The organism is Rhodospirillaceae bacterium (assembly GCA_028819475.1).
Taxonomy (GTDB): domain Bacteria; phylum Pseudomonadota; class Alphaproteobacteria; order Bin65; family Bin65; genus Bin65.
Genome location: JAPPLJ010000008.1, coordinates 1 through 25,222, shown reverse-complemented (window position 1 = coordinate 25,222; position 25,222 = coordinate 1). Strand labels below are relative to the sequence as shown.

Genomic DNA, 25,222 nt, shown 5'->3' with positions numbered 1-25,222 from the left:
GGAGTAAGGAAATGACCCGCAAATTCGAGAAAAGCAATTCGACTGCAAAGAAGGTTCGGACGGAACTGCCGCGCCGGTCTTTCTTGCAGACCGCCCTGGCCGGCGGCGCGGTGGCGTCGACAGCCTATCTGTCGCTCACCCGCGATCTCGTCGCCAAGGAGAGCGGACCCATAGTGATCGGGCATCAATGCGAACTGACGGGCGGATTTTCGTCGTGGGGCTACTGGCACGACAAATGCGCCAAGGCTGCCGCGACGCTGATCAACGAGGGCGGCGGCATCGCCGGCCGGAAGCTCGAAGTGCCGGTGGTCGATACGGAATCGAATCCGGCTGCGGGCGCGCGCAAGCTGCGTTCGCTGATTCAGCGCTCAAGAGCGCGTTTCGTCGTCGGCTCCGTCCATTCCGGCATCATGCTCGCGTCGATCCCGATCGCGACCGAACTGAAGACGCCCTATTTCTCCGCCGGCGAGGCGACCGAAGCAACCGGCTCCAGGGGCTCGCGCTACAGTTTCCGCACCGGCACCGACACCTACGCCCTGGCGGCGGCGGGCGCTCCCTGGGCTTTCAAGAATCTCGGCAAGAACTGGACGATGATCTTCCCCGACTATGCCTGGGGCCACAGTCATCACCAGGAACATCGCAAGCTGATCGAATCGATGGGTGGCAAGGTCAACGATCCGATCGCGGTGCCGCTGGGTACGAAGGATCTGGTGCCGTATCTCGCGAAGATTCCGGAAGAAACCGAGGTCCTGTTCTCGGTCTTTTTCGGCGCGTTGTCGGTCGCCTTCTATACCCAGTCGAAGGCAATGCGGCTCGACGAGAAGATGAAGATGTACTCCGTCAGTGGCACGATCGAGGCGATCCACCCGAAAGCGATCAACGGCGCCGCGGAAAACGTCTATTTCCTCGAGAACTTCCCGCGCCCGCTGGAGTACAAGAACGACGAGCACCACAAGAAATTCATCGAAATGATGAATATCGATCCGGTCCATGCCCAGGAAAACGGCTCCGACCGGGTCATGGCGAAGAGCCATGCCTGGCAGTCCTACGAGAACTTTTTCGTGCTGAAAAAGGCCATCGAAGCGTCGGGCTGGCAGCGCAAGAAGGACACGCCGGGCGCCATCCAGGCGCTTGAAGGCCTGGAGATGGAAAATTCCCTCGCGCATCCGCAAGGGGCCAAGCTGCTGCGCGGCGAGGATCACAGCGGCATGATCGACTGCTATATGAGCCAAGTTCTGAGCGACAAATTCGTCGTCAAGCGGCGGATCCCGCGCGCGGAAATGGAATCCTTGCTGCCGCCGCGCTTCGACTTCCGCAAACAGAAGCTGTAGGCAACGGACGGCCTTGGGCGCTGCTCCTTCCGGGGGTGGCGTCCACCGGTCGCCGCTCGGCAATCCAGGCCACCGGGGCCGCCGCATCCGATGCGGCGGGGCGGGAGGCCTGCGCCGCTTGGCATCGGGTTTCCCCGGCGCGCTGACATTTTCCGGTGACTGACCTGGCAGTTCCGCTACAACCGGTCCGCGGCGAAACGATTTCCGGGGAGAGGGGCTACGATGGCTGACGAAAAGGTTGCCGTGCTGACGGCGGCGGGTAGCGGCATGGGCGCCGCGGCGGCCCGCAGACTGGCGGAACTGGGCTACCGGATCGCCATCCTGTCCTCTTCCGGCAAGGGCGAGGCGCTGGCGGATGAGTTGGGCGGCGTCGGTGTCACCGGGTCCAACCGGTCGAACGACGATCTCCAGGCGCTGGTCGACAAGACGATAGCGGCCTGGGGCCGGATCGACGTGCTGGTCAACAGCGCCGGCCACGGCCCGCGGGCGCCGATCCTGGAGATCAGCGACGACGACTGGCACACCGGCATGGAGGTCTATTTCCTCTGCGTCGTGCGCGCAGCCCGGCTGGTGACGCCGGTCATGCAGCGCCAGGACGGCGGCGCCATCGTCAACATCTCGACCTATGCCGCCTACGAGCCGTCGCCGACCTACCCCACGTCGAGCGTGTTCCGGGCCGGGCTCGGCGCCTACGCCAAGCTCTTCGCCGACAAATACGCTGCCGACAATATCCGCATGAACAACGTACTGCCGGGCTATATCGACAGCTTCCCGGAGCAGGCGGAATTCAGCGCGACAATCCCGATGCAGCGCTACGGCACGGTCGGCGAGATTGCCGAAACCATTGCCTTTCTGGCATCGCCGGGCGGCGCGTACATCACCGGCCAGAATATCCGCGTCGACGGCGGCATCACGCGCTCGGTGTAGCCGGGGTCAGGAGTCCCCGCCGTCCCCGCCGCCGTCCCAGGGTCGGCGGTTGATCGCGTAGCCGCCCCTGCCGCGCCGGAAAGGCTGCAAGAGCATTCGGTGCAAATGCAGCTCGTCCGTGTCGCGGAAGGTATCGAGACCGATCGTCATTCCCTCGTGGCCAAGTGCCGGCTGCGCCCGGTAGGTGCCGAACAGCCGGTCCCACCAGGGCAGGTTGAAGCCGAAATTGCTGTTGGTCTCCGCCGGGATGTCGGAATGGTGGACCCGGTGCATGTCCGGCGTCACGACGATCCAGCGCAACGCCCGGTCGAGCGCCGCGGGCAGGCGCACGTTGCCGTGATTGAACATGGAGGTGCCGTTCAGCAGCACCTCGAAAATCAGCACGGCAACGGCCGGCGGGCCGATCACGGCGACGGCGGCCAGCTTGAGCAGGACAGAAAGGACGATCTCGACCGGATGGAACCGGGAGCCGGTCGTCACGTCGAAATCCAGGTCGGCATGGTGCATGCGGTGCAGCCGCCACAGCGCCGGCACGGCGTGGAACATGACGTGCTGGAGATAGATGACCAAGTCCAGCACGACGACGGCAATCGCGACCTCGAGCCAGAAGGGCAGAGGGACCGCGTTGAGCAGGCCCCAGCCGCGTTCCGCTGCGAGCAGGGCCAGCCCGACGGGCGCCAGCGGAAAGATCAACCGCACCAGGACCGTGTTGAGCGCCACGATGCCGATATTGCCGTACCAGCGCAGCCAGCGCGGCCGGGAGAGCGACCGCCGCGGCGCGGCGATCTCCCACAGCGCGACCAGGGCGAAAATGCCGAGAAAGAAACCGAGCCTGATGGCCGGTTCGCTGGCGCTGATGAACTCCGGCATGTCTGCTTCCCGAGAAGCTTGTCGAGCCCGTGACCCGGTTCGGGTTCCACCGGACGGGCCGATGATTCCGGAATATAGGTGCCGGCCGGAGGAATCCGAAGGAGTCGCCGCCAATTGGCGCCTATCCCGAGCGCAGCATCCGGACGCCTTCCTCGCGTTCGAACAGATAGAGCAGGGTGCGCAGGGCTTCGCCGCGCGGACTTTTGAGTTCCGGATCCCGTTCCAGGGCAACGCGGGCGTCGGTCCGGGCGATCTCCAGCAGGCCGCCATGTTCGGGAAAGCGCGCCAGCCGGAAGGCCGGCATGCCGCTCTGGCGCGTGCCCAGGGCCTCGCCGCCGCCGCGCAGGCGCAGGTCTTCCTCGGCGATGACGAAGCCGTCGTCGGTCTTGCGCAGCACGTCGATCCGCGCCCGCGCTGTCTCGCCGAGCGGCGGCTCGTAAAGCAGCACGCAAGAGGACTTGCGCGCGCCGCGCCCGATCCGGCCGCGCAGCTGGTGGAGCTGGGCGAGGCCGAATCGCTCGGCGTGTTCGATCACCATGACGCTGGCGTTCGGGACGTCGACGCCGACCTCGACCACCGTCGTGGCGACCAGAACGGCCGTCTCGTTCGCCAGGAAGCGCTGCATGGCGGCGTCTTTCTCCGCCGGCTTCATCCGGCCGTGGACCAGTTCGACGGTCCCGCCGAAGCGCTCCTGCAGCCAGGCGTGCCGCGCCGTCGCCGCGGTGACGTCGAGGACATCGGATTCTTCGACCAGCGGACAGACCCAGAATGCCTGTGCGCCGCCGTCGATGGTCCGGCGGATGCCGGCGGCGACTTGTTCGAGCCGGTCGAGCGGCATGGCGCGGGTGTCCACCGGCTGGCGCCCGGCGGGCTTCTCGGTCAGTTTCGAGGTGTCGATATCGCCGTAGGCCGCCAGCATCAGGGTGCGCGGGATCGGCGTCGCCGTCGTTGTCAGCATGTCGACGCCGCTGCCCTTGCCGGCGAGCGCCATGCGCTGCTGGACGCCGAACCGGTGCTGCTCGTCGATGACGATCAGCCCGAGGTCGCGGAAATTCACGTCCTCCGAGAACAGCGCGTGGGTGCCGACGACGATGTCGACGTTTCCCGCTTCGATGTCCGCGGTGAGCGCCTTTCGTCCGGCGCCCTTGAGCCGCCCGGTCAGCAGTTCGACCCGCAGACCGGCCGGCGCGCCCAGGCCCCGGAGTGTCTCGCAATGCTGCTGGGCGAGGATTTCGGTCGGCGCCATCAGCGCGGCCTGGCCGCCGGCCTCGACCGCCGCTGCCATCGCCAGCAGCGCCACGACTGTCTTGCCGCTGCCGACATCGCCCTGGAGCATCCGGGCCATGCGCGCCGGCGCCGCCATGTCGCGGGTGATCTCGACCAACGCCGATTCCTGCGAACCGGTCAGGGAATAGGGCAGGGCGCCGGCGATCTTTGCGCGCCGGCGGCCGTCGCCGGCCTGCACACGGCCCTGGACGCGCCGCTGGCGCCGGCGCACGAGCAGCAGGGCGAGCTGGGTCGCCAGCAGTTCGTCATAGGCGAGACGCGCCCGCGCCGGAGCATCCGGCAGCAGGTCCGGCCCGCTTTCCGGCCGGTGCGCCCGTTGCAGGGCCTCGCGCCAGTCTGGCCATTGCCGCTGCGCGATCAGGGCTGCATCGGCCCATTCCGGCTGCACGGGAGCGCGATCGAGCGCGCCGTCGATCGCCCGCTTCATGGCCGTGCGCGTCAAACCCTGGGTGAGCGGATACACGGGATGCACCATCCGGATGCTGTCCGCCTGTGCCGCCGGGACTGCGAAATCCGGATGGGTCATCTGCCGGCCGCCGCCGAACTCGTCGACCCGGCCGCTGACCACCCGGGTCTCTCCGACCGGGTAGGTCTTTTCCAGCCAGTCCTGTTTGGCGTGAAAAAACACCAGGGTCAGGAAGCCGGTTTCGTCGGAGCAGATGACGCGATAGGGCCGCTTTGGCGCGCCCGGCTGTTCGTGCGCGTCGATCCGCACGGTGATGGTGGCGATCTCGCCGATCACGGCTTCGGCGACCTTCGGGGCATGGCGACGGTCGACCAGCCCGGTCGGCAGGGTCCACAGCAGGTCGACGATGCGCGGCCCGGCGACCCGCGCCACCAGCCCCTTCAGCCGCGGGCCGATGCCCGGCAGCGCGCCGATATCGCCGAAGATCGGGAACAGGGATTGCGGACGCATGACGGAGAGTGTCCGAAGGCTTGGCCCGCAGCGCAAGAGCGGAGAGCGCGCCCGGCCACCGACGAACGGCCGAATCTGCCGGACGATGGCGGAGCGCCGATGCGTCGCGTGTGACGAGCCGGCCGTTGCGGGTTATGGAATGTGCCGCGGGGACGCCCGGTTTCGGGGCGCAAACAGGTTTTATGGCGGAACAAAACAAAAACATCGAAACCTGGCGGCGGCGGCTGACCTTTCGCTCCTGGCACCGGGGGACCAAGGAGCTGGACCTGCTGTTCGGGCCGTTCGCCGATGCCCGGCTGGCCGATTACGACGAGGCGGCCCTCGCCCAGTATGAGGATCTGCTGATGGCGCCCGATCCCGACGTCTATGGCTGGATCGTAGGGTTTGAACCGCCGGACCCGGCCTACGACACGCCGGTGCTGCGTGACGTGATCGCCTTTCAACGGACACGCCATGCCTGAGGCCGAGGCGCAGGAACGGCCGCGTCACCGGGCCGGCGCGGGCGTCATTCACGGCGCGCCCGCCGGTATCGACGCGCGCATCCTGGCGGCGCTGTCGGCCGGGGGCGACGTTGTCCATGTTGCGGCCGACGATCGCCGCCTGAGCCAGATCGTGTCCCTGGTCCGCTTCTTCCGGCCGGAGGCTGCGTTGTTGCGCTTTCCGGCATGGGACTGCCTGCCCTACGACCGCGCCTCGCCCCACGCCGATATCCTCGCCGCCCGCGCCTCGACCTTGGCGCGGCTGGCCGGGCGAAGCGGGCGCAAGCCCAGGCTGGTCGTTACGACGGTGAGCGCCGCCCTGCAGCGCGTGCCGCCGGCGGAAACCTTCCACAAGTCGCTGGTGGCCCTGCAGAAGGGCCAGCGCACGCCGATGGCGGCGGTGCTGCGCTATCTGCTCCGGCAGGGCTACCGGCGGGTCGGCACCGCGCGCGAGCCGGGCGAATACGCCCTGCGCGGCGGCCTGCTCGACATCTATCCGCCGGGGCTGGACTACGCCGTGCGGCTGGATTTTTTCGGCGACGACCTGGAGGCGATCCGCCGCTTCGATCCGTTGACCCAGCGCACGATCCGGGCGAGCGGCCGGGTCGTTCTGCGGCCGGTGTCGGAACTGGTGCTGACCGACCGGCGGATCACCCGTTTCCGCGATTCCTACCGCGCGGCCTTTTCCGGCGATCCGACCCGCGATCCGCTGTACGAGGCCGTTTCGGCGGGCCAGGCCTTTCCCGGCATGGAGCACTGGCTGCCGCTGTTCTACGACCGGATGGCCACCCTGTTCGACTATGTGCCCGATGCACGCGTCACCCTCGACTTTCAGGCGGCCGAGGCGGTCGCGGCCCGGCTCGATACGATCGCCGACTATTTCGAAGCGCGGCGCAGCCATATGGACGATGCGCCGAAATCGGCAGGACAGTTCGTCTACAAACCCGTGCCGGCCGGCCGGTTCTTTCTGGACGGGGAAGAGTGGACCGGGCTGCTCCGCCGCACGAACGCCGGCACCTTCTCGCCCTTTGCCGCACCGGAGGGCATGGCCTCCGACGTGCCCGATGCTACAATCTCCGGCCGCGCCGGCCGCAGTTTCGCCGATATCCGGGCGAGCGAGAAGGTTCCGGTCGCCGAAGCGGTGAGCGGGCACATAAAGGCGGTGCGGCGCTCCGGCCGGCCGGTGGTCCTGCTCGCCGGCAGCGCCGGTTCGGGCGAGCGGCTCGCCCGCCTCCTGAATGAGGCCGGCGGCCTGTCGCCCGAACGGATCGACCGGTGGGACGGGCAGAAAAAGGGCCTGTTCCTGGCCGTGGCGGAGCTCGACCACGGCTTCGAGAGCGGCGACCTGGTCGTCATCACCGAACAGGACATCTTCGGCGACCGGCTGCGCGGCCGGCCCGGAAGAGACCGCAGGACCGACGCCTTCCTCACCGAACTGTCGACGCTGAGCCAGGGCGATCTGGTCGTCCATCGCGAGCACGGCATCGGCCGCTACGAGGGGCTGGAGACCGTCGCCGCCGCCGGTGCGGACCACGATTGCCTGCGCCTCGCCTACCAGGGCGGCGACACGCTCTTCGTGCCGGCGGAGAATATGGACGTGCTGTCCCGCTTCGGCAGCGATTCGGAAACCGCCACGCTGGACCGGCTGGGCACCACGGCCTGGCAGGCGCGCAAGGCCAGGGTGAAGGGCCGGATTGCGGAAATGGCCGGGCAGCTCATCGCGATTGCCGCCCGGCGCGAATTGCGCAAGGCGCCGGTCGCGGACGGATCGCAGGGCCCGGCCCGGGAGTTCTCCGCGCGGTTCCCCTTCGCCGAGACCGACGATCAGATCCGTGCGATCGACGAGACCCTGGACGATCTGGCGTCCGGCCGGCCGATGGACAGGCTGGTGTGCGGCGATGTCGGCTTTGGCAAGACGGAAGTCGCCCTGCGCGCGGCGTTCGCGGCGGTCATGGCCGGGTTGCAGGTCGCCGTGATCGTCCCCACGACCCTGCTGGCGCGCCAGCATTTCCGGACCTTCCGGGAGCGGTTCGAGGGGTTTCCCGTCCGGGTCGGCCAACTGTCCCGCCTCGTGGCGCCGGCTGAGGCGGCGCGCACCCGAAAGGAGCTGGAGGCCGGGACCCTCGATATCGTCGTCGGCACCCATGCCCTGCTGGGCAAGACCGTGCGCTTCCGCACGCTCGGCCTGGCGGTCGTCGACGAGGAGCAGCATTTCGGCGTCGCCCAGAAAGAGCGGTTGAAGACGCTGCGCGCTGACGTCCATGTCCTGACGCTGACCGCAACGCCAATCCCGAGGACGCTGCAACTGGCGCTCGCCGGCGTGCGTGACCTCAGCCTGATCGCGACGCCGCCGGTCGACCGGCTCGCCGTGCGCACGTTTGTGCTGCCCTACGATTCGGTGGTCATCGAGGAGGCCATCCGCCGGGAATTGCTGCGCGGCGGGCAGGTTTTCTGGGTCTGCCCGCGCATCCGCGACCTCGATCTTCTGGCCGAGCGGGTGACGCGCCTGGCGCCCGGCGTACGCTACGCCATTGCCCACGGGCAGATGGCGGCGGCGGACCTCGAGCAGGTCATGGCGCGATTCTACGACGGCGAGGTGCGCATCCTGCTCTCGACCAACATCATCGAATCCGGCCTCGACATCCCGACGGTCAACACCATCGTCCTGCACCGGGCGGACCGGTTCGGCCTCGCCCAGCTTTATCAGCTGCGCGGGCGGGTCGGGCGCTCGAAGACCCGCGCCTACGCCTATCTGACCCTGCCGGAGGACCGGAAGATCACCGGCACGGCCCTGAAGCGGCTGGAAGTCATGCAGACCCTGGATACGCTGGGCGCCGGTTTCTCGCTCGCCAGCTACGACATGGACATCCGGGGCGCCGGCAACCTGCTGGGCGAGGAGCAGTCCGGGCATATCCGGGAAATCGGGATCGAACTGTACCAGCAGATGCTGGAAGAGGCGGTCGCCGAAGCGCGGCAGGGAGAGGATGCCGATGCCGCCCCCGCCCGGGCGCGCTGGTCGCCGCAGATCAACCTCGGCGCCTCGGTACTGATTCCCGAGACCTACGTTCCGGACCTGGGCGCCCGTCTCGGCCTGTACCGCCGCCTGTCGGACCTGGCCGAGCCCGCCGATCTCGACGGTTTTGCCGCCGAACTGGTCGACCGGTTCGGCGCCCTGCCGCCCGAGGTCGAAAACCTGATCGAGACCGTTGCGATCAAGCAGTTGTGCTATCCCGCCCATGTCGCGAAGATCGACGCCGGCCCCAAGGGCGCGGCGATCGCCTTCCACGACGACCTGTTTCCGGACGCGGACGCCCTGGTCGCCTACATCGCCGGCGAGCGCGGCACGGTGACCCTGCGCCCGGATCAGACGCTGCTGTTCCGCCGCAACTGGGAGGATGCCGCCGCCCGGATGCGCGGCGTCAAGACCATCCTGAAGATTCTGGCCGGGCTGGCGGGCGGAAGGGAGGGGTCCGGCGTCCCGGAGACCGGCGGCGCGGAGACCGGCGGCGCGGAGACCGGCGGCGGGCCTTGACCGAGCCGCGGGCCGGTTGAAATTGCCCGATTTTTTGCCGGCTTAAAATGGACAGACCGGTCTGATTTTTCCAATTTTTTTGCAGCCCGTTCTTTCTAACTCCTTGGAATTGCCGGAAAAATCTCCTCGGGAAAGATGCAATTTAATCGCAATAAGGTATTTATACCTATATTGTTGTGGACTGCGGCAGACGCACTCCGGGCGCTGATAAGAGATCAAATAGAGAACAAAACTGGAAATGTCAAGAGATAATTTCGTATTCCGGATAATATTATTCCTCGCACCGCGCCCGTGCCGCCGGCAGTCCTCCGCGAAAGGGGCCGGCCGCCGAAATCGCTTCGGCGCCGCAGGCGGATTCGGGCGGGTTCAGGCGGCTTCGGGATGCGGCGGTTCCGGCGCGGCGCCCCTTTTGCCGCGCAGTATGTTTGCCTCCAGCAGACCCTCGATGCGCGCCGATCGCTCGCGCAACTGGCCGATATCTTCGCCAATGCGTACCGTGCGTTCGCGAAGTTGACCGATCTCTTCGCCAATGCGCGCCGTCCGATCGTGCAGCTGGTCGATCTCTTCGCCAATGCGCGCCGTCCGTTCGTGCAGCTGGTCGACCTCTTTGCCGATGCGCGCCGTCCGATCACGCAACTGGCCGATCTCTTCGCTCTGTTTCCCGAATCGGGCGTTCATCTCTTCGCCCTGTTTCTCGAAGCGGGTGTTCATTTCTTCGCTCTGCTTCGCGAAGCGGGCGTTCATTTCGGCGCGAAGTTCCTTGATTTCGGCGCGCATCTCGGCGCGCAGCGCACGATTATCCTGGCGCAGCCACGTAAACAGCGTGAGCAGCATGGCGCCGAGCGCAACGAATCCGGCCAGGTTCACGATCATGGCGCAACATTATCACCGCCGCTGCGCAGCTGTCGACACCGATATTGTATCGATTTAAATTCCGGGTTCGAACGACACCCAAATTAGCCGCCCTTGCCCGATCGCCGCTCCGGACCGCCGCTTTCCGGCTCAAGGCCGGCGGACAGACCGCCGCTTGATCGGCGCGCCGGTCCCGCCTAGGGTGCGGCCACCCATGCGGGTGCGCCGCCGCCAGCGCGCTCAGTCCCGAACCACAGGCCTTTCGATGACCGAACAGATCCGTTTCACCGGCACCGACAGCTATGTCGCGACCGAAGACCTGATGGTGGCGGTGAACGCCTCCGTGACCCTGCAACGACCGCTGCTCATCAAGGGCGAGCCCGGCACCGGCAAGACCGTGCTGGCCCAGGAGGTCGCCCGGGCGCTCGGCAAGTCGCTGATCGAATGGCACATCAAGTCGACGACCAAGGCGCAGCAGGGCCTGTACGAATACGACGCAGTCGACCGGCTGCGCGATTCCCAGCTCGGCGATGAGCGGGTGCACGACATCCGCAACTACATCAAGAAGGGCAAGCTGTGGGAGGCCTTCGAGGCCGACGACGCGCCCGTCCTGCTGATCGACGAGATCGACAAGGCGGACATCGAGTTCCCGAACGATCTGCTGCTCGAGCTCGACCGCATGGAGTTCCATGTCTACGAGACGCGGGAGACGATCCGGGCCCGGCACCGGCCGATCGTCATCATCACCTCGAACAACGAGAAGGAACTGCCGGACGCCTTCCTGCGCCGCTGCTTCTTCCACTATATCCGCTTCCCGGACCACGAGACGATGGAACAGATCGTCGATGTCCACCATCCGGGCCTGAAGAAGAACCTGCTGCGCGCCGCGCTCAAGGCGTTCTACGACATCCGCGAGGTGCCCGGCATCAAGAAGAAGCCGAGCACGTCGGAACTGCTCGACTGGATCAAGCTGCTGGTGGTCGAGGACATCCCGCCCGAGGCGCTGAAATCCGACGACATGAAGGCGATCCTGCCGCCGCTCTACGGCGCGCTGGTCAAGAACGAGCAGGACGTCCACCAGTTCGAGCGCCTGATCTTCATGGCCCGCAGAGGGCAATAGGGCGGGGACAACAAGGCGCGGGCAAGAGACGCGACGGTACGGGGCGCCGCCGAATCCCATGACGGATCGCAATGCCGGCCCGGACGCCGACTTTGAGCGGACCGTCCGGGACCTGATCGACAGCAAGACCAAGCCGCTCGGCGCCTTGGGGCAGGTCGAGGCGGTCGCGCTGCAACTGGCGCGCGCGACCGGAACCGTCGCGCCCCGGCTCGACTCCTGCGAACTGACCATCTTCGTGGCGGACCACGGCATCGCGGCGGAAGGCGTATCCGCGTATCCCCAGGCTGTAACCCGGGAAATGGTCCTGAACTTTCTGAATCGCGGTGCGGCGGCCAACGTCTTTGCCGAAGCGGTCGGCGCGTCGGTCCGGGTGGTCGATGCCGGTGTGGGCGGCGACCCGATCGATCATCCCGATCTCGTGCAGCGGCGCATCGGGCCGGGGACCCGCAACTGCCTTGTTGAGCCTGCAATGACCGGGGCGCAGCGCGACGACGCCTTGCGGGCCGGCCGGCAGCTTGCCGAAGAAAGCCCGGCTGATGTCCTGTGCTTCGGCGAAATGGGTATCGGCAACACCTCCGCGGCGACGCTCCTCGCCCACAAGCTGCTCGGCCTCCCGGTCGCCGACCTTGCCGGGCGCGGCACCGGGCTGGACGACGCCGGCCTGGCGCACAAGACAGCCATTCTCGAAGCTGCCGCCGAACGGACCGCGCCGGACCTGGGTGCCGCGCAGGCGCTGGCGGAATATGGCGGATTCGAAATCGCGATGATGGCCGGGGCCATGCTGGGCGCGGCGCAATCGAACAGGCCGGTTCTGGTCGACGGGTTCATTGCCACCGCCGCTGCCGTCGTCGCCCTGGGTATCGAACCGGCGGCCGAACGCAACCTGATCTACGCCCATCGCTCTGCCGAGCACGGGCACCGGACGATGCTCGATGCGCTCGCCGCCCGGCCGATCCTCGACCTGGAGATGCGCCTCGGCGAAGGCACCGGCGCGCTGCTGGCCTGGCCGGTCGTCCGGGCGTCGTCGGCGATGCTCACGGACATGGCGAGTTTCGAGAGCGCCGGCGTCAGCGGGCCGGCCTAGGGCCGGGGGCGTGGGATGCGGTCCGCGCTCGCCCGCCAATGGCTCCTGTTCCGGATCGCCTGCCAGATGCTGACGCGGGTTCCGGCCGCCCGGGGCATCGATTACGCGCCCGAGCTCGACGCCGCGGCCGTGCGCTACTATCCGGCGGTCGGCATCCTTGTCGGGCTGGCCGGCGGCGCGGTCTTTGCGGCGTCATACGGCCTGTTCGGTCCGTTCTCTGCGGCCGTGCTGGCCCTTGCCGCCACCGCGCTGCTGACCGGCGCCATGCATGAGGACGGGCTCGCCGACACGGCGGACGGCATCGGCGGCGGGCGTACCGCCGAGCGCGCGCTGGAGATCATGCGCGACAGCCGGATCGGCGTTTACGGCGTGCTCGCGCTCGGACTCATCCTCGCGGTCAGGGTTTTCGCCGTCGCGGGCGTGCCGCCGTGGATCGGCTTCGCCCTCCTGATCGCTGCGCACGGACTCAGCCGGTGGAGCGTCGTGGTCGTGATCGCGACAGCGAATTATGTCCGATCGTCCGGAATCGCGAGCCCGGTTGCCGGCCCGGTCACACAGACCGCACACCTGACCGCCGGAGGGACGGCGCTGGCCTGCCTGGTCCTGTTGGGACTCGCCGCATCTCCGGCTGCCGCCTTCGGCGCGCTCATCGGGTCAATCTGCGGCCACGTAGCGGCCCGGGCGTTTTTCCAGCCGAAGCTGAAGGGCTATACCGGCGACACCCTGGGCGCGACCCAGCAGGTCAGCGAGATCGGCGCCTATCTCGGCCTGCTGGCCTGCCTCTGAGGCAGGAAGGTCACGACGCGCGGACGTGTCGGGAAATGTCGTGATGTATCGCGATTTGTCGTGGCCCGGCCGCCGCGCGCCTCGCATCCTCTTCCGTCCCATTGACCCGGCGCTGTAGGGGAGGGTTTCAAACCCTCCCCTACGATGGTGGCCGCACGATGCGCGCGCCGGGCCGGCTATTGCGATTCGTCGGGCACTGCCGCCAGGGCGCTGTCGAGCCGGGTCCAGGCGGCCTCGTCGGGCGGCAGGCCGAAGCGCAGCCAGTCGGGCCGGTCCGGAAAGTCGCGGACCAGGATTCCGGCGCGTCCCAGCGCGTCGGCCACGGCCGGCGCTTTCTCGTGCCGCACCAGGCGGAAGAGCGACGTGTACCCGACCGATTCGAGGCCGTATCCGGCCAGCAGCGAAGCCAGCCTGGCGCCGGCCGTCGTCAGCCGCCCGGCCGTTTCCTGCCGCCACGCCGCGTCGTTGAGCGCCATGCAGGCGATGTGTATCGCGACGCCGGAAACCGGCCACGGCCCGAGCGCCTGTTCCACCCGCTCGACGATGCCGCGCTCCGCGATCAGGAAGCCGAGGCGCACGCCGGCCAGCCCGTAGGCCTTGCCGAACGAGCGCAGAACGATCAGGCCCGGCAGCGGAACGGCGGGCGCAACGCTCAGATGTGCGTCGCCGAATTCGGCGAAGGCCTCGTCGACGATCAGCCGGCCGCCGCGCCGCGCCCTTTGCGATTGCAGGGTTTCGATCGCCGCTGCATCCAGCCTTCGCCCGTCGGGATTGTTCGGATTGCACAGGACGGCGACGCTGCCGGAATGCAGCACGTCCGGTTCCCCGCCTTCGATGACCGCGGCGCCGGCGGCCGACCAGACGGCGGCATGTTCGCCATAGGTCGGCGCGAGGACGGAGACCTGTGCCGCCGGGAGAATGCGCGGCAGGGTCGAGATAAGGAGCTGGGTTCCCGCGGCGACGGCGACCAACTCCGGATCGCGTGTGCCGTAGGCGCCCGCTGCCGCTTCCTTGAGCTGTCGGATTTGTGCCTGCTCCGGCAGGCGCGTATAGGCTGTGTCGGGGATTGCCGGCACGGGATAGGAAAAGGGGTTGATGCCGGTCGACAGGTCGATCAGCGGTTCCGGCGCGTCCGGAAACCGCCGGCGCAGACGGGAGAGATCGCCGCCGTGGCGAATCATGCGGCGGACTCCAGCCCGTTCGGGGCCCGTCCGGCTGCGGCGGGGATCGTGACGGCCGAAATGTGGTTCGAGACCAATCTGCTTCTCCTGGCCGCCGCCCTCCTGGTCGAGGCGGCGTTCGGCTATCCGAAGAGCCTGACCCGCCTGCTGGGCCATCCCGTTATGTGGATCGGCGCGCTCGTCGAGCGGATCGAGCGCCGCTGGAACCGGCCGACCTTGCCCGATCCGCAGCGGCGCCTCAACGGTGTGTGGTGCGTTGCGGCAATGCTGATCGTCTCGGCCGGCGCTGCCGCCATACTGCAGGGTATGGCCGTCGGGCTTCTGCCGTGGCTCGCCGCCGTGCTCTGCCTGGCCGTTCTCGCGTCGTCCCTTTTCGCGCAGCGTAGCCTCTACGACCATGTGGCGGCGGTTCGGGAAGGACTTGCATTCGGGGGGGTGCCGGAAGGGAGAAAGCAGGTTGCGCGCATCGTCGGCCGCGATCCGGCGGCCCTGGACGAGGCCGGCGTCGCCCGCGCGGCCATCGAAAGCCTCGCCGAGAATTTTTCCGACGGCGTGACGGCGCCGGCGATCTGGTGCGCCCTGTTCGGGTTGCCCGGCGCGGCGGCCTACAAGGCGATCAACACGGCGGACAGCATGATCGGCCACAGGAACGAACGCTACGGGCAGTTCGGCCGCTTTGCCGCCTGGCTCGACGATCTGGTCAACCTGCCGGCGTCGCGGCTGAGCGCGGGATGGATCGTGCTTGCGGCGATGGCGATGCCCGGCGCGTCGCCGGCCGGCGCGCTCCGGGCGGTCCGGCGCGATGCCCGCCGCCACCATTCGCCCAACGCCGGCTGGCCGGAAGCCGCCATGGCCGGGGCGCTCGGCCTGCGCCTCGGCGGTCCGCGGCAGTATGCCGAATCCTTCGTCGACGACCCGTGGATGGGCGACGGACGGGCGGCGGCGACGCCGAACGATATTGACCGGGCGCTCGGTCTCTACCGCCGGGCCTGCACGTTCCAGGCCGCTGCGGTTTGCATCCTGTTTCTCGCTATCGCGCTATAGCGATCAGGCGGTCCAGATCGACATGCGCTTCGAGGTGGCGGGCCAGCTCGTCGAGGGTCCGGTCGACCAGGGCATCGTGCGAATCGATACCGCTCTTCGCGCCGAAGCTGCGCAGCCATTCGGCACGGTGCCGGTCGCTGCCGAACAGCCCGTGCACATAGGTGCCGACAACCCGGCCGTCGGCCGAACGCGCGCCGTCCGGCCTGCCGTCGGACAGCCGGTGGACCGGCCGCTCCGCATCCGGCCCGCAGGTCCGGCCCATATGAATTTCGTAGCCGGAAAAGGGCGTGCCGCCCCCGACAGATTCGCCCGTGACTTCGGCGACCGTTTTCGGGGCGGTCAGGACGGTATCGACCTCCAGCAGGCCCAGGCCATCGACCGATCCGGGCGGACCTTCCAGACCGTCCGGGTCCGAGATCGTCCGCCCGAGCATCTGGAAACCGCCGCACAGGCCGAGGACCCGCCCGCCGCGGCGCCGGTGGGCGAGAATGTCGATATCCCAGCCTTCGTCGCGTAAGGCCGACAGGTCCGCGATCGTCGCCTTGCTGCCGGGCAGGATGACAAGGTCGAGGCCGGGCGGCAGCGGTGCGCCGCGCTCAACCAGCTTCAGGTCGATATCCGGCTCGGCTTTCAAAGGGTCCAGATCGTCGAAATTGGCGATCCGCGGCAGGTGTGGCACGGCAATCCGGACAGGCTTGCCCGCCGCGCCACCTGTGTCCCCGTCGCCGTTCCCCTCGTCGTTCCCGTCTCCGTTCTGGGCCGAGAGGTCATAGGAATCTTCGGCGGGCAGGTAGCGGGCCGGTTCGAAGAAGGGCACCAGCCCAAGAGCCGGCCAGCCGGTGCGCCGGGCAATCTCCGCCATGCCGTCGTCGAACAGGGAAGGGTCGCCGCGCATCTTGTTGACCATGAAGCCGGCGACCAGGGCCGCGTCCGACGGTGCGATGACGGCCCCGGTGCCGACGAGCGAGGCGATCACGCCGCCGCGGTCGATATCGCCGATCAGCACCACGGGAATGTCGGCGGCGGCGGCGAAGCCCATGTTGGCGATGTCGGCGGTCCTCAGGTTCGTTTCCGATGCGCTGCCCGCGCCTTCGACGACGATGAAATCCGCGCCCCGGCGCACTTTCCCGAAACTCTCCATCACCTGCGGCATCAGCCGGGGTTTGATGGTCTGGAACTCCCGGGCGCGGGCGTCGCCCGTCACCTTGCCCTGCACCACGATTTGCGCGCCGGTCTCCGAACTCGGCTTGAGCAGGACCGGATTCATGTGAACGCTCGGGGCGACGCGCGCCGCCCGCGCCTGGAGCGCCTGGGCCCGGCCGATCTCGCCGCCGTCGGCCGTGACCGCGGCGTTGTTCGACATGTTCTGGGGCTTGAAGGGGCTGACCGTATGACCGCGGTTCGACAGGGCGCGCAGCAGGCCGGCGGCGAGGACCGATTTGCCGACATTCGACCCGGTGCCCTGCAGCATGACCGCCCGGCCCATGACCGCTCCGCCCATGACCGCTCTGCCTTAAACGCCCTTGGGGGGCATCAGTATTCGATCCCCTCCTGGGTCTTCACGCCGGCTTTGAAATGATGCTTCACGAGAGTCATCTCGGTGACGAGATCGGCGGCCTCGACCAGCGGCGCCTTGGCGTTGCGGCCGGTCACCGCGACGTGCAGCGTCTCGGGCCGCGCGGCCAGCCCCGCCAGCACCTCGTCGAGCGGCAGGTAATCGTAGCGCAGGGCGATATTCAGTTCGTCCAGGATCACCAAGCCGAAGTCCGGGTTCGCCATCATGGCGCGCGCGGTCTCCCAGGCCTTCCGGCACGCCGCGATGTCGCGCGCCTTGTCCTGGGTCTCCCAGGTGAAGCCCTCGCCCAGCGCGTGCCACTCGACCATGTCCGGCGCCATCGCCTCGAGCGCGATCTTCTCGCCGGTCGACCAAGCACCCTTGATGAACTGGACGACGCCGACCCTGCGGCCCCGGCCGATCATGCGCAGGGCCAGGCCGAAGGCGGCGGTCGACTTGCCCTTGCCGGTGCCGGTATGGACCATGAGCAGGCCCTTCTCGATCTGCTTCGAGGCGACCTCGGCATCCTGCACCGCCTTGCGGTGGGCCATCTTCGCCTTGTGGCGGGCATTCTGTTCGGTGTCGTCGCTCATTGCGGTCCTTTGACGATCATGGGAATCCCGGCCACCATGAAGTGCACATGTTGCGCGATTGCAGCAACCCTGCGGTGCAGGTTGCCGGCGGCATCGCGGAAGTCCCGGGCGAGCCGGTTTTCCGGGACGATTCCCAGGCCGACTTCGTTCGAAACCAGTACGGTCCTGCCATTCCGGCGCTCCAGCGCCTCGATCAATCCGTCTGCCGCCGGGCCGACCGGGCGGTCCTCGAGCATCAGGTTGCTGAGCCACAGCGTCAGGCAATCGACCAATACGGGCGCGCCGTCCGGGGCGGCGTCCAGGGCGGCGGCGAGGTCGAGCGGCGCCTCGACCGTCCGCCAATCGGCGCCGCGCCGTTTCCGGTGTTTGTCGATGCGCCGGCGCATTTCGTCGTCCAGGGCTTCGGCGGTCGCGATGTAGTACCAGGGCGGCGGCGCGGCCTCGACCAGCGCCTCGCCGTGGCGGCTCTTGCCCGAGCGTGCGCCTCCGAGGACGAGAGTGAGGTTATCGAGAGTCATGGCGCTCCCGGATCGTGCGGTCCGGCGGTTCCCGAATTCGCCGCCCGGAACCGGCCCGGCCATTCGCTTGACACCCCTTCGGGCGCACGCATAAGTAGCGGCGACGATGCCTTTAGCCTAGGCGCAAATTGGATGCAGCCGGGCCGGACAGGGTGCAACAGGGGCACATAAGGATGACCGACCGGCGCCCGGTTCTGCATATCTGCCTGACTTGCAAGCCGGCGGGGGAGGAACCCGCCGCGCCGGGCGAGGACACCGCGGGCGCCCGGCTGCACGCGGCGGTCGTGGACCGATTGCACGTGCGGCATCTGGCGGACTCGGTCCGGGTCAATCCGGTCACCTGCATGGCCAACTGCGAGCACGGCTGCAGCCTGGCGGTCTCGGCGCCGGGCAAATGGGCCTATCTCGCCGGCTACCTCTCGGCCGAGCTGGCGGACGACGTGATCGACTACGCGCTGGTCTACGCCGCATCGAAGACCGGCGTGGTCATGCCGTCGAAGCGCGCGCCTTCCCTGCGCGACGTCATCGTCGCCCGCGTGCCGGCCCATCCCGACGATCTCCCCGAACCGCGAGAGAATGCATGAGCTATTCCGCCGCCAAAATTCCCGCCACCATCATCACCGGCTTTCTCGGCGCCGGGAAGACCACGATGGTGCGCCATCTGCTCGGCAACGCGAACGGCCGGCGGCTCGCCGTCATCGTCAACGAGTTCGGCGCGGAGGGCGTCGACGGCGAGACGCTGAAGAGCTGCGGGATCGAGGACTGCCCGGAGGAGAATATCGTCGAGCTGGCCAACGGCTGCCTGTGCTGCACCGTGGCCGACGATTTCCTGCCGACCATGCAGGCGCTGATCGACCGGGACGAACCGCCCGACCATATCGTGATCGAAACCTCCGGCCTGGCGCTGCCCAAGCCGCTGATAAAGGCGTTCGACTGGCCGGACATCCGATCCCGCATGACGGTGGACGGCGTGGTCGCCGTGATCGACGGTCCGGCGGTCGCCGAAGGCCGCTTCGCCGACGATCTGGAGGCCGTCGAGGCGATGCGCCGGGAAGACCCCTCCATCGAACACGACAACCCGCTCCAGGAACTCTACGAAGACCAGCTCATGGCGGCGGATATCGTCGTCCTCAACAAGACGGACCTGCTGGAGGCGGAGACGCTGCCGGAGTTGCGCGAGTCGATCGCCGAGTCGGCCGGCCGCTCGCTCAGGATGATTGCAACGCAGGAAGGCGCGGTCGATCCGGCGATCCTGCTCGGCCTCGACGCAGCGGCGGAGGACGATCTGGCCGCCCGGCCGTCGCACCATGACGGCGAGGACGACCACGAGCACGACGACTTCGAATCCTTTGACGTGGCGCTCGGGGAAATCGCGTCGCCGGAGTCGTTCGCCGACCGCCTGTCGCGCATTGCGGCCGCGCACGACATCCTCCGGATCAAGGGGTTCGTCGCGGTCGCCGGCAAGCCGATGCGCCTTGCCGTTCAGGGAGTCGGGCAACGGATCAACCATCACTACGACCGTCCCTGGGCTGTCGAAGAAAGCCGTGAGACCCGTCTGGTCGTCATCGGGCAGACCGGCATGGACCGCCCGGCCATTACCGCGGCGCTTGCTGCCTGACCCATGCACCTGCTGTTCCGCGAAGCCCACAGCCTGGACGAAACCGACGTTGCCGTCGATCTCGGCCAGAGCCCGGCGGACATGGTGTTCCTGTCCTTCGCGGATACCGACCTGGCGGCCGCCACGGTGGCGTGCCGCGATTTGGGCGAAGCGCTGCCGTCGCTGCGGCTCGCCAATATCGGAAAGTTGCGGCATCCGCTGTCCGTCGACGTCTATGTCGAGGAGGTGATCGCGCGGTCGCGCGCGGTTGCGGCGCGCCTGCTCGGCGGACTGGATTTCTGGCGCTACGGCATCGAGGAAATTGCCCGGGCTTGCGCCGAACGGAACATCCCGCTGGCACTGGTGCCCGGCGACGGGCGGCCCGATCCGCGGCTTGCCGGGTTGTCCACCGTCGCGCCCGGAGACCTGGAGCGCCTGGACCGCTGCTTCGCCGAGGGCGGCCCGCACAATGTCGGTCTCGCGCTGGCGCGGATGGCGCATCTCGCCGGCCTGCGGCCCGCTCCGAAGATGCACCTCCGGCCCGTCCCGCCGTTCGGCGAACAGGCGCTGGCGCCGGACCCGCAGCACTGCACGGCAACGGCCGTCGTTCTGTTCTATCGCGCCTATCTGCTGGCCGGAGATATCGCACCGCTGACCGATCTGGCGGTGCGGCTTGCGGAACGCGGAATCCGGACGGTCGGCCTCTATGTCAACAGCCTCAAGGAGCCGGAGACTGCCGCCTTCGTAACCGACCGCCTGAAGGCAATCGAACCGGACATCGTGCTCAACGCGACAGCCTTTTCCGCGCGGCGCGACGATGCGGGGTCGCCGCTCGACGCCGCCGGCGTGCCGGTGCTCCAGGTGATGCTGGCCGGATCGTCCCGCGCGGCCTGGGCCGAATCGGCCCGCGGCCTCTCCCAGTCCGATCTCGCCATGCAGATCGTGCTGCCGGAACTCGACGGCCGGCTTTCGACGACGGCGATTTCCTTCAAGTCGGAAGAGGCGCGCGAGGACAGTCTGGAATATGCCCGGACCAGCCACGCCCCCGATTCGCAGGGGATCGCCCTTGCCGCGGAACAGGCCGTGCGCTGGATCCGGCTGGCGCAGCGCCCGCGCAAGGCGCGGCGGATCGGCATGGTGCTGTCCGACTATCCGGCCGCCGGCCAGCTCGCCCATGCCATCGGCCTAGACACGATCGAGAGCGGCGTCGGGATCCTCGATCTGCTGCGCGAGGCTGGCTACGACGTTCAGGCGGGGGTGTCGGCGCTCGATCTGGTCGAAGACCTGTGCAACGGCCCGCCGCGCCCGGTCCTCGATCTCGAAACCTATCGCCGGCTGTTCGCGGCGCTGCCCGAAGCGGCGCAGGCGCGCATTCTCGAAGCCTGGGGCGCGCCGGAGGACGATCCCGCGGTCGAGGACGGCCGTTTCTGCCTGCGCCACGGGCGCTACGGCGGGATTGTCGCCGCGATCCAGCCGGACCGCGGCCGGCAAGCCGACCGCAAGGCGCTGTATCACGATCCGGACGTCCCGCCGCGCCACGCCTATGTCGCCTTCTACCTGTGGCTGCGCTGCGTCGAGGATATCGACGCCATGATCCATCTCGGCGCGCACGGCACGCTGGAATGGCTGCCCGGCAAGGCGGTCGCGATGTCCGAAGCCTGCTTCCCGGCGGCCTTGCTCGGCGGCATCCCGGTCGCCTATCCCTTCATCGTCAACAATCCGGGCGAGGCGGCGGCGGCCAAGCGGCGGCTCGGCGCGGTGACGATCGGCCATCTGACCCCGCCTCTGAAAGCTGCCGGGAGCCACGGCGCCGGTCTCGAACTGGAGCGGCTGATCGACGAATATGCCGGCGCGGACGGGCTCGACAGGCGGCGCACCGGCCTGCTGCGCGGCGAAATCCTGGAGCGGGCGGAAACCCTCGGCCTGCTCGAAGAGTGCGGCGCCGGCGGCGACCTGTCCGACGACGACCGGCTGGCCCGGCTCGATACCTATCTGTGCGACGTCAAGGATTTGCAAATCCGCGACGGGCTGCATGTCTTCGGCCGGGTTCCGGCGGCCGAGCGCCGAACGGCGCTGCTGTCGGCGTTGCAGCGGCATGCGCCGGAAGCGCGGCAGGCTGGGCTGGAGGCGCGGCTCGACGCCTGCGCCGCCTCCGAGCGCCGCGCGCTGCTCAATGCGCTGGACGGCCGGTTCGTCGAACCGGGCCCATCCGGTGCGCCGACGCGCGGCAGGGGCGACGTGCTGCCGACCGGCCGCAACATGTTCACCGTCGATCCGCGCGCCGTGCCGACCCATTCCGCAATGGTGCTGGCCCGGCGCACGGCCGACGAACTGATCCGCCGGCATTTGCAGGAAAAGGGCGAGTGGCCGCGCGCGCTGATGATCGACCTGTGGGGCAGCGCCACGATGCGCACCGGCGGCGAGGACCTGGCGCTCGCGCTGTTGCTGGTCGGCGCAGAGCCCGTGTGGAACGAAGGCGCCGGCCGGGTGACCGGCTTCGAGATCGTCCCGGCGGACCGGCTGGGCCGGCCGCGGGTCGACGTGACCCTGCGCGTCTCCGGCCTGTTCCGTGACGCGTTCGAAGCGCAGATCGCGATGTTCGACGCGGTGGTGCGGGCGATCGGGCGGCGGCAGGAAAGCGCCGAGGTCAATCCGCTGGCCGGTATCGCGGGCAATCTGGACGAAACCGCCTTCCGCAAGGCGACCGCGCGCATCTACGGATCGGCTCCCGGCGCTTACGGTGCGGGCGTGTCCCCGCTGATCGAAAGCGGCATCTGGTCGGCGCGCGAAGACCTGGGCGAGAGCTACCTCATCGCGTCGGCCAGCGCCTACGGACAGGGGCTCGACGGCCGGCCCGATCCCGAGGGGTTTACCGACCGGGTGCGCACTGCCGACGCCCTGATCCATGCCCAGGATCACCGCGACGTCGATCTGCTCGATTCGACCGATTTTGCGGCCCATGAGGGCGGTTTCCTCGCTGCGGCAAACTGCTTGGGCGCGGAACCCGAAGTCTATCACCTCGATACCGCCGATCCCGGGATGCCGCGGGCCAGAACTCTCACCGAGGAAATCACCCGGATCGTGCGGGGACGGGCGGCCAACCCGGCGTGGATCGCCGGCATGATGCGTCACGGTTATCGCGGCGGCGCCGAGATTGCGCGCGCGCTCGACGGCGTGTTCGCCTTCGCTGCGACGATGCCGGACCGGCTCGACCGCCAGTTCGACCTGATTTTCGACGCAACGCTGGGCGACCGCGATGTCGATGCGTTCCTGCGGGAGAACAACCCGGCGGCGCGCGGCGCCATGATCGGCCGGTTCAACGAGGCGCTCGACCGCAGCCTGTGGCAGCCGCGGCGCAACTCGACGGCGGCGGTCCTGCGCGGGGACGTCGAATGACCGGCCCGTCAATCGAAAAGGTAACCAAAGGCTGGTGCCCGTCCCTGTTGACGCCCATGGAGTCGGGCGACGGTCTGCTGGTGCGCATCAAGCCGCGCGCGGCGACGCTGACGGCCGGGCAGGCGGAGGCTGTCGCGCAGGCGGCCCGGCGCTACGGCAACGGCATGATCGAGCCGACCAACCGGGGCCATCTGCAAGTCCGCGGCCTGACGGACGGTACGGTCGGCGGTTTCGCTGCGGCGATGGCCGGGATCGGGCTTGCCGCCGCGACGCCGGAGGCGGAGGCGGTGCGCAACGTCCTCGCCGATCCGCTGGGGCCAGACGATCCCGCTGTGCGCTTCGATTCGCATGCTCTGGCGCACCGGTTGAGCGCTGTTCTGGAAAACGATCAGGCCCTCCATGCGCTGCCGGACAAGTTCGGCCTGCTGGTCGACGCCGGGGTCGCCCTGCCGCTCGCCGGCCGCACGGCGGATATCGCGATCCGGGCCGACGGTGATCGCCTGACGGTCGAGCTGGCCGGCGGCGACCGTGCGCTCCGCCTGCCGGAAGATGCGGTGGAAAACGCGGTCCGCCGGCTGCTGATGGCATTTCTGGCATGGAGAAAAGGGGCGCAAGACGCGGCGGCCACATCCTCGGCCCGGCGCATGAAATCGATGGTTGCCGCCTGCGGCGTCGATGCCGTTTTCGAGGCGGCGGGCCTGAACGGGGTTCGGCTGGTGGAATCCGGACCGCCGCGAGCGGCGGAACCTCCGCCGGCCGGCTTCGCTCCGGTGCGGGACGCGGCATGGGGGTATTTCGCGATTGCCGCGCCGTTCGGCAGCATGGAAGCCGACGGGCTCGTTGCGCTGGCAGGCCTGTCGCGGCGCTATGCCGATGGCACAATCCGGGTAACGCCCTGGAAATCCTTTGTCCTGTGGGGCGTTTCGCCGGCGGACGCCTTCGACCTCCGAAATACGGCCGCGGATATCGGGCTCGTCGCGGAACCCGACGATCCGCGCCGCAGGATCGTCGCCTGCGCCGGCCGGCCGCGTTGTGCGAGCGGATATGCGGACACCCGCGCCGACGCAGCCTTCCTGGCCTCTGCCGGGCTGCCGGGAACGGGGTTGCTCCATGTCTCGGGCTGCGCGAAAGGCTGCGCCCATCCGGCGCCGGCCGGTGCGGCGCTGGTCGCGATGCCGGGCGGTTACGATCTTGTCCGGAACGGACGGGCGGGCGATGCGCCGGACCTCACGAATCTGGCGCGGGAAGCCGCGGCGGAGGCCCTGGCGACCCCGCTTTCGGCGGTCTGCAAAATCCCGGTCCCGGAAACCGTCGGGACCGCGGCGGAATAGGGACGGGCAACGTGGCGCGGTACTACGACTACAGTCGCGACGGCGAAGCGATTTACCAACAGTCTTTTGCGACGATCCGGGCGGAAGCCGACCTTTCCGGCCTGTCCGGGATAGAGGCGCGGGTGGCAGTACGCATGATCCACGCCTGCGGCATGGTCGATCTGGCGGGCGACCTTGGATTCTCGCCGGGTTTTGCAGAAGCCGCGCGCGCGGCCCTGCGCGCCGGCGCGCCGATCCTGTGCGACGCCAACATGATTGCCAGCGGCATCACGTGGCCGCGCCTGCCGGCCGGGAACGAGGTCGTCTGCACGCTCGACGAGCCGGTTGTCCGGGAACTCGCCAAGCGCATGGAAACGACCAGGTCGGCAGCGGCGGTCGACCTGTGGCGCGAGCGGCTGGCCGGCGCCGTCGTCGCCATCGGCAACGCGCCGACGGCGCTGTTCCGCCTGCTCGAATTGCTGGACGAAGGTGCGCCGGCGCCGGCGGCGGTGATCGGCGTGCCGGTCGGCTTCGTCGGCGCGGCCGAGTCCAAGGAAGCGCTGGCGGCCCGGACGGACCTGCCCCATCTCATCGTGCGCGGCCGGCGCGGCGGCAGCGCCATGGCGACCGCAGCGGTCAATGCGCTGGCGAGCGACCGCGAATGATCCGTAGGGAAAGTCCCTTGGAAGCTACTGCAACAGGGCGCCGCTCGAATCCCCCTCCCCTTGGGGGAGGGGTTAGGGGAGGGGTCGTCTGCCGCTGCGCCGCCGTCCGATCCCAGCACTGCGCCAGGGTCCGCGGGGGGGGGGGGGGGGGGGGGGGGGGGGGGGGGGGGGGGGGGGGG

The 25,222-nt window shown here is 68.7% G+C and carries 20 protein-coding genes; 13 read left to right on the top strand and 7 right to left on the bottom strand.

Annotated features, from left to right (window positions below; translation table 11 throughout):
* Positions 1-11: 11 nt before the first annotated feature.
* Together OXM58_01845 and OXM58_01840 are read left to right on the top strand one after the other, a co-directional pair.
* A complete protein-coding gene (locus OXM58_01845; protein ID MDE0147089.1) occupies positions 12-1,331 on the top strand; it encodes an ABC transporter substrate-binding protein in 1,320 nt (439 codons plus the stop codon).
* 222 nt (positions 1,332-1,553) lie between these two features.
* Entirely contained in the window at positions 1,554-2,258 is a 705-nt protein-coding gene (locus OXM58_01840; GenBank protein MDE0147088.1) for an SDR family oxidoreductase, read from the top strand.
* A gap of 6 nt (positions 2,259-2,264) precedes the next feature.
* Here the strand turns inward: OXM58_01840 and OXM58_01835 are convergent, their stop codons facing one another.
* The gene (locus OXM58_01835; protein MDE0147087.1) at positions 2,265-3,128 is read right to left on the bottom strand and encodes a sterol desaturase family protein; all 864 of its coding nucleotides are present in this window, start codon (positions 3,126-3,128) and stop codon (positions 2,265-2,267) included.
* A gap of 121 nt (positions 3,129-3,249) precedes the next feature.
* A complete protein-coding gene (recG, locus tag OXM58_01830) occupies positions 3,250-5,331 on the bottom strand; it encodes an ATP-dependent DNA helicase RecG (protein MDE0147086.1) in 2,082 nt (693 codons plus the stop codon).
* Positions 5,332-5,513: 182 nt separating this feature from the next.
* Between recG and OXM58_01825 the strand changes: the two genes are divergently transcribed.
* Together OXM58_01825 and mfd are read left to right on the top strand one after the other, a co-directional pair.
* Positions 5,514-5,792: a succinate dehydrogenase assembly factor 2 gene (locus OXM58_01825; protein MDE0147085.1), complete on the top strand. Its 279-nt coding sequence runs from the start codon at positions 5,514-5,516 to the stop codon at positions 5,790-5,792.
* Positions 5,785-9,342: a transcription-repair coupling factor gene (gene mfd, locus OXM58_01820; protein MDE0147084.1), complete on the top strand. Its 3,558-nt coding sequence runs from the start codon at positions 5,785-5,787 to the stop codon at positions 9,340-9,342. Before OXM58_01825 ends, mfd begins: the two co-directional genes overlap by 8 nt.
* Positions 9,343-9,708: 366 nt before the next feature.
* Here the strand turns inward: mfd and OXM58_01815 are convergent, their stop codons facing one another.
* Positions 9,709-10,215: a hypothetical protein gene (locus tag OXM58_01815; GenBank protein ID MDE0147083.1), complete on the bottom strand. Its 507-nt coding sequence runs from the start codon at positions 10,213-10,215 to the stop codon at positions 9,709-9,711.
* Positions 10,216-10,471: 256 nt separating this feature from the next.
* On the opposite strand from OXM58_01815, the gene OXM58_01810 reads away from it, so the two are divergent.
* The 3 genes from OXM58_01810 to OXM58_01800 are packed head-to-tail and all read left to right on the top strand — an operon-like array spanning position 10,472 to position 13,184.
* A complete protein-coding gene (locus OXM58_01810; protein MDE0147082.1) occupies positions 10,472-11,314 on the top strand; it encodes a MoxR family ATPase in 843 nt (280 codons plus the stop codon).
* A gap of 58 nt (positions 11,315-11,372) precedes the next feature.
* Entirely contained in the window at positions 11,373-12,398 is a 1,026-nt protein-coding gene (gene cobT, locus OXM58_01805) for a nicotinate-nucleotide--dimethylbenzimidazole phosphoribosyltransferase (GenBank protein ID MDE0147081.1), read from the top strand.
* A 15-nt stretch (positions 12,399-12,413) separates the two neighbouring features.
* Positions 12,414-13,184 (top strand): adenosylcobinamide-GDP ribazoletransferase, encoded by a 771-nt coding sequence (locus OXM58_01800; GenBank protein MDE0147080.1) that lies wholly within the window; start codon positions 12,414-12,416, stop codon positions 13,182-13,184.
* 176 nt (positions 13,185-13,360) lie between these two features.
* Here OXM58_01800 and cobD read toward each other — a convergent pair whose 3' ends face one another.
* Positions 13,361-14,365, bottom strand: a complete 1,005-nt coding sequence (gene cobD / locus OXM58_01795; protein MDE0147079.1) for a threonine-phosphate decarboxylase CobD — start codon at positions 14,363-14,365, stop codon at positions 13,361-13,363.
* 60 nt (positions 14,366-14,425) lie between these two features.
* Between cobD and cbiB the strand changes: the two genes are divergently transcribed.
* On the top strand, positions 14,426-15,409 hold the full coding sequence (gene cbiB, locus OXM58_01790; GenBank protein MDE0147078.1) for an adenosylcobinamide-phosphate synthase CbiB: 984 nt from the start codon (positions 14,426-14,428) through the stop codon (positions 15,407-15,409).
* Here cbiB and OXM58_01785 read toward each other — a convergent pair.
* From OXM58_01785 to cobU, 3 genes are read right to left on the bottom strand one after another with little or no spacing between them, the layout of a single operon-like run.
* Positions 15,396-16,910, bottom strand: coding sequence for a cobyric acid synthase (locus tag OXM58_01785; GenBank protein MDE0147077.1), 1,515 nt, complete (start codon positions 16,908-16,910; stop codon positions 15,396-15,398). The genes cbiB and OXM58_01785 overlap by 14 nt on opposite strands.
* Before the next feature lie 32 nt (positions 16,911-16,942).
* Positions 16,943-17,557, bottom strand: coding sequence for a cob(I)yrinic acid a,c-diamide adenosyltransferase (gene cobO, locus OXM58_01780; GenBank protein MDE0147076.1), 615 nt, complete (start codon positions 17,555-17,557; stop codon positions 16,943-16,945).
* Positions 17,554-18,075, bottom strand: a complete 522-nt coding sequence (cobU, locus tag OXM58_01775; GenBank protein MDE0147075.1) for a bifunctional adenosylcobinamide kinase/adenosylcobinamide-phosphate guanylyltransferase — start codon at positions 18,073-18,075, stop codon at positions 17,554-17,556. Before cobU ends, cobO begins: the two co-directional genes overlap by 4 nt.
* 173 nt (positions 18,076-18,248) lie before the next feature.
* Between cobU and OXM58_01770 the strand changes: the two genes are divergently transcribed.
* Genes OXM58_01770 through OXM58_01750 form a run of 5 tightly spaced genes read left to right on the top strand, consistent with a single transcriptional unit; the run spans position 18,249 to position 25,043 of the window.
* On the top strand, positions 18,249-18,659 hold the full coding sequence (locus OXM58_01770; GenBank protein ID MDE0147074.1) for a DUF1636 domain-containing protein: 411 nt from the start codon (positions 18,249-18,251) through the stop codon (positions 18,657-18,659).
* The gene (gene cobW / locus OXM58_01765; GenBank protein ID MDE0147073.1) at positions 18,656-19,693 is read left to right on the top strand and encodes a cobalamin biosynthesis protein CobW; all 1,038 of its coding nucleotides are present in this window, start codon (positions 18,656-18,658) and stop codon (positions 19,691-19,693) included. Before OXM58_01770 ends, cobW begins: the two co-directional genes overlap by 4 nt.
* A gap of 3 nt (positions 19,694-19,696) precedes the next feature.
* Positions 19,697-23,068, top strand: a complete 3,372-nt coding sequence (cobN, locus tag OXM58_01760) for a cobaltochelatase subunit CobN (GenBank protein MDE0147072.1) — start codon at positions 19,697-19,699, stop codon at positions 23,066-23,068.
* Positions 23,065-24,399, top strand: coding sequence for a precorrin-3B synthase (gene cobG / locus OXM58_01755; GenBank protein ID MDE0147071.1), 1,335 nt, complete (start codon positions 23,065-23,067; stop codon positions 24,397-24,399). The genes cobN and cobG overlap by 4 nt, the downstream gene beginning before the upstream one ends.
* 11 nt (positions 24,400-24,410) lie before the next feature.
* Positions 24,411-25,043 carry a precorrin-8X methylmutase gene (locus OXM58_01750; GenBank protein ID MDE0147070.1) on the top strand — a complete coding sequence of 211 codons (633 nt, stop codon included), beginning with the start codon at positions 24,411-24,413 and terminating at the stop codon, positions 25,041-25,043.
* The last annotated feature ends 179 nt before the right edge of the window (positions 25,044-25,222 follow it).

What these genes read in the sequence shown, in the direction of transcription:
- cobW (MDE0147073.1), top strand. Translation starts at nt 18,656, where the DNA reads ATGAGCTATTCCGCCGCCAAAATTCCCGCCACCATCATCACCGGCTTT.
- OXM58_01800 (MDE0147080.1), top strand. Translation starts at nt 12,414, where the DNA reads ATGCGGTCCGCGCTCGCCCGCCAATGGCTCCTGTTCCGGATCGCCTGC.
- cobN (MDE0147072.1), top strand. Translation starts at nt 19,697, where the DNA reads ATGCACCTGCTGTTCCGCGAAGCCCACAGCCTGGACGAAACCGACGTT.
- OXM58_01770 (MDE0147074.1), top strand. Translation starts at nt 18,249, where the DNA reads ATGACCGACCGGCGCCCGGTTCTGCATATCTGCCTGACTTGCAAGCCG.
- cobD (MDE0147079.1), bottom strand. Translation starts at nt 14,365, where the DNA reads ATGATTCGCCACGGCGGCGATCTCTCCCGTCTGCGCCGGCGGTTTCCG.
- OXM58_01835 (MDE0147087.1), bottom strand. Translation starts at nt 3,128, where the DNA reads ATGCCGGAGTTCATCAGCGCCAGCGAACCGGCCATCAGGCTCGGTTTC.
- mfd (MDE0147084.1), top strand. Translation starts at nt 5,785, where the DNA reads ATGCCTGAGGCCGAGGCGCAGGAACGGCCGCGTCACCGGGCCGGCGCG.
- cbiB (MDE0147078.1), top strand. Translation starts at nt 14,426, where the DNA reads ATGTGGTTCGAGACCAATCTGCTTCTCCTGGCCGCCGCCCTCCTGGTC.
- cobG (MDE0147071.1), top strand. Translation starts at nt 23,065, where the DNA reads ATGACCGGCCCGTCAATCGAAAAGGTAACCAAAGGCTGGTGCCCGTCC.
- recG (MDE0147086.1), bottom strand. Translation starts at nt 5,331, where the DNA reads ATGCGTCCGCAATCCCTGTTCCCGATCTTCGGCGATATCGGCGCGCTG.
- OXM58_01845 (MDE0147089.1), top strand. Translation starts at nt 12, where the DNA reads ATGACCCGCAAATTCGAGAAAAGCAATTCGACTGCAAAGAAGGTTCGG.
- OXM58_01785 (MDE0147077.1), bottom strand. Translation starts at nt 16,910, where the DNA reads ATGGGCGGAGCGGTCATGGGCCGGGCGGTCATGCTGCAGGGCACCGGG.
- cobU (MDE0147075.1), bottom strand. Translation starts at nt 18,075, where the DNA reads ATGACTCTCGATAACCTCACTCTCGTCCTCGGAGGCGCACGCTCGGGC.
- OXM58_01825 (MDE0147085.1), top strand. Translation starts at nt 5,514, where the DNA reads ATGGCGGAACAAAACAAAAACATCGAAACCTGGCGGCGGCGGCTGACC.
- OXM58_01815 (MDE0147083.1), bottom strand. Translation starts at nt 10,215, where the DNA reads ATGATCGTGAACCTGGCCGGATTCGTTGCGCTCGGCGCCATGCTGCTC.
- OXM58_01840 (MDE0147088.1), top strand. Translation starts at nt 1,554, where the DNA reads ATGGCTGACGAAAAGGTTGCCGTGCTGACGGCGGCGGGTAGCGGCATG.
- cobT (MDE0147081.1), top strand. Translation starts at nt 11,373, where the DNA reads ATGACGGATCGCAATGCCGGCCCGGACGCCGACTTTGAGCGGACCGTC.
- cobO (MDE0147076.1), bottom strand. Translation starts at nt 17,557, where the DNA reads ATGAGCGACGACACCGAACAGAATGCCCGCCACAAGGCGAAGATGGCC.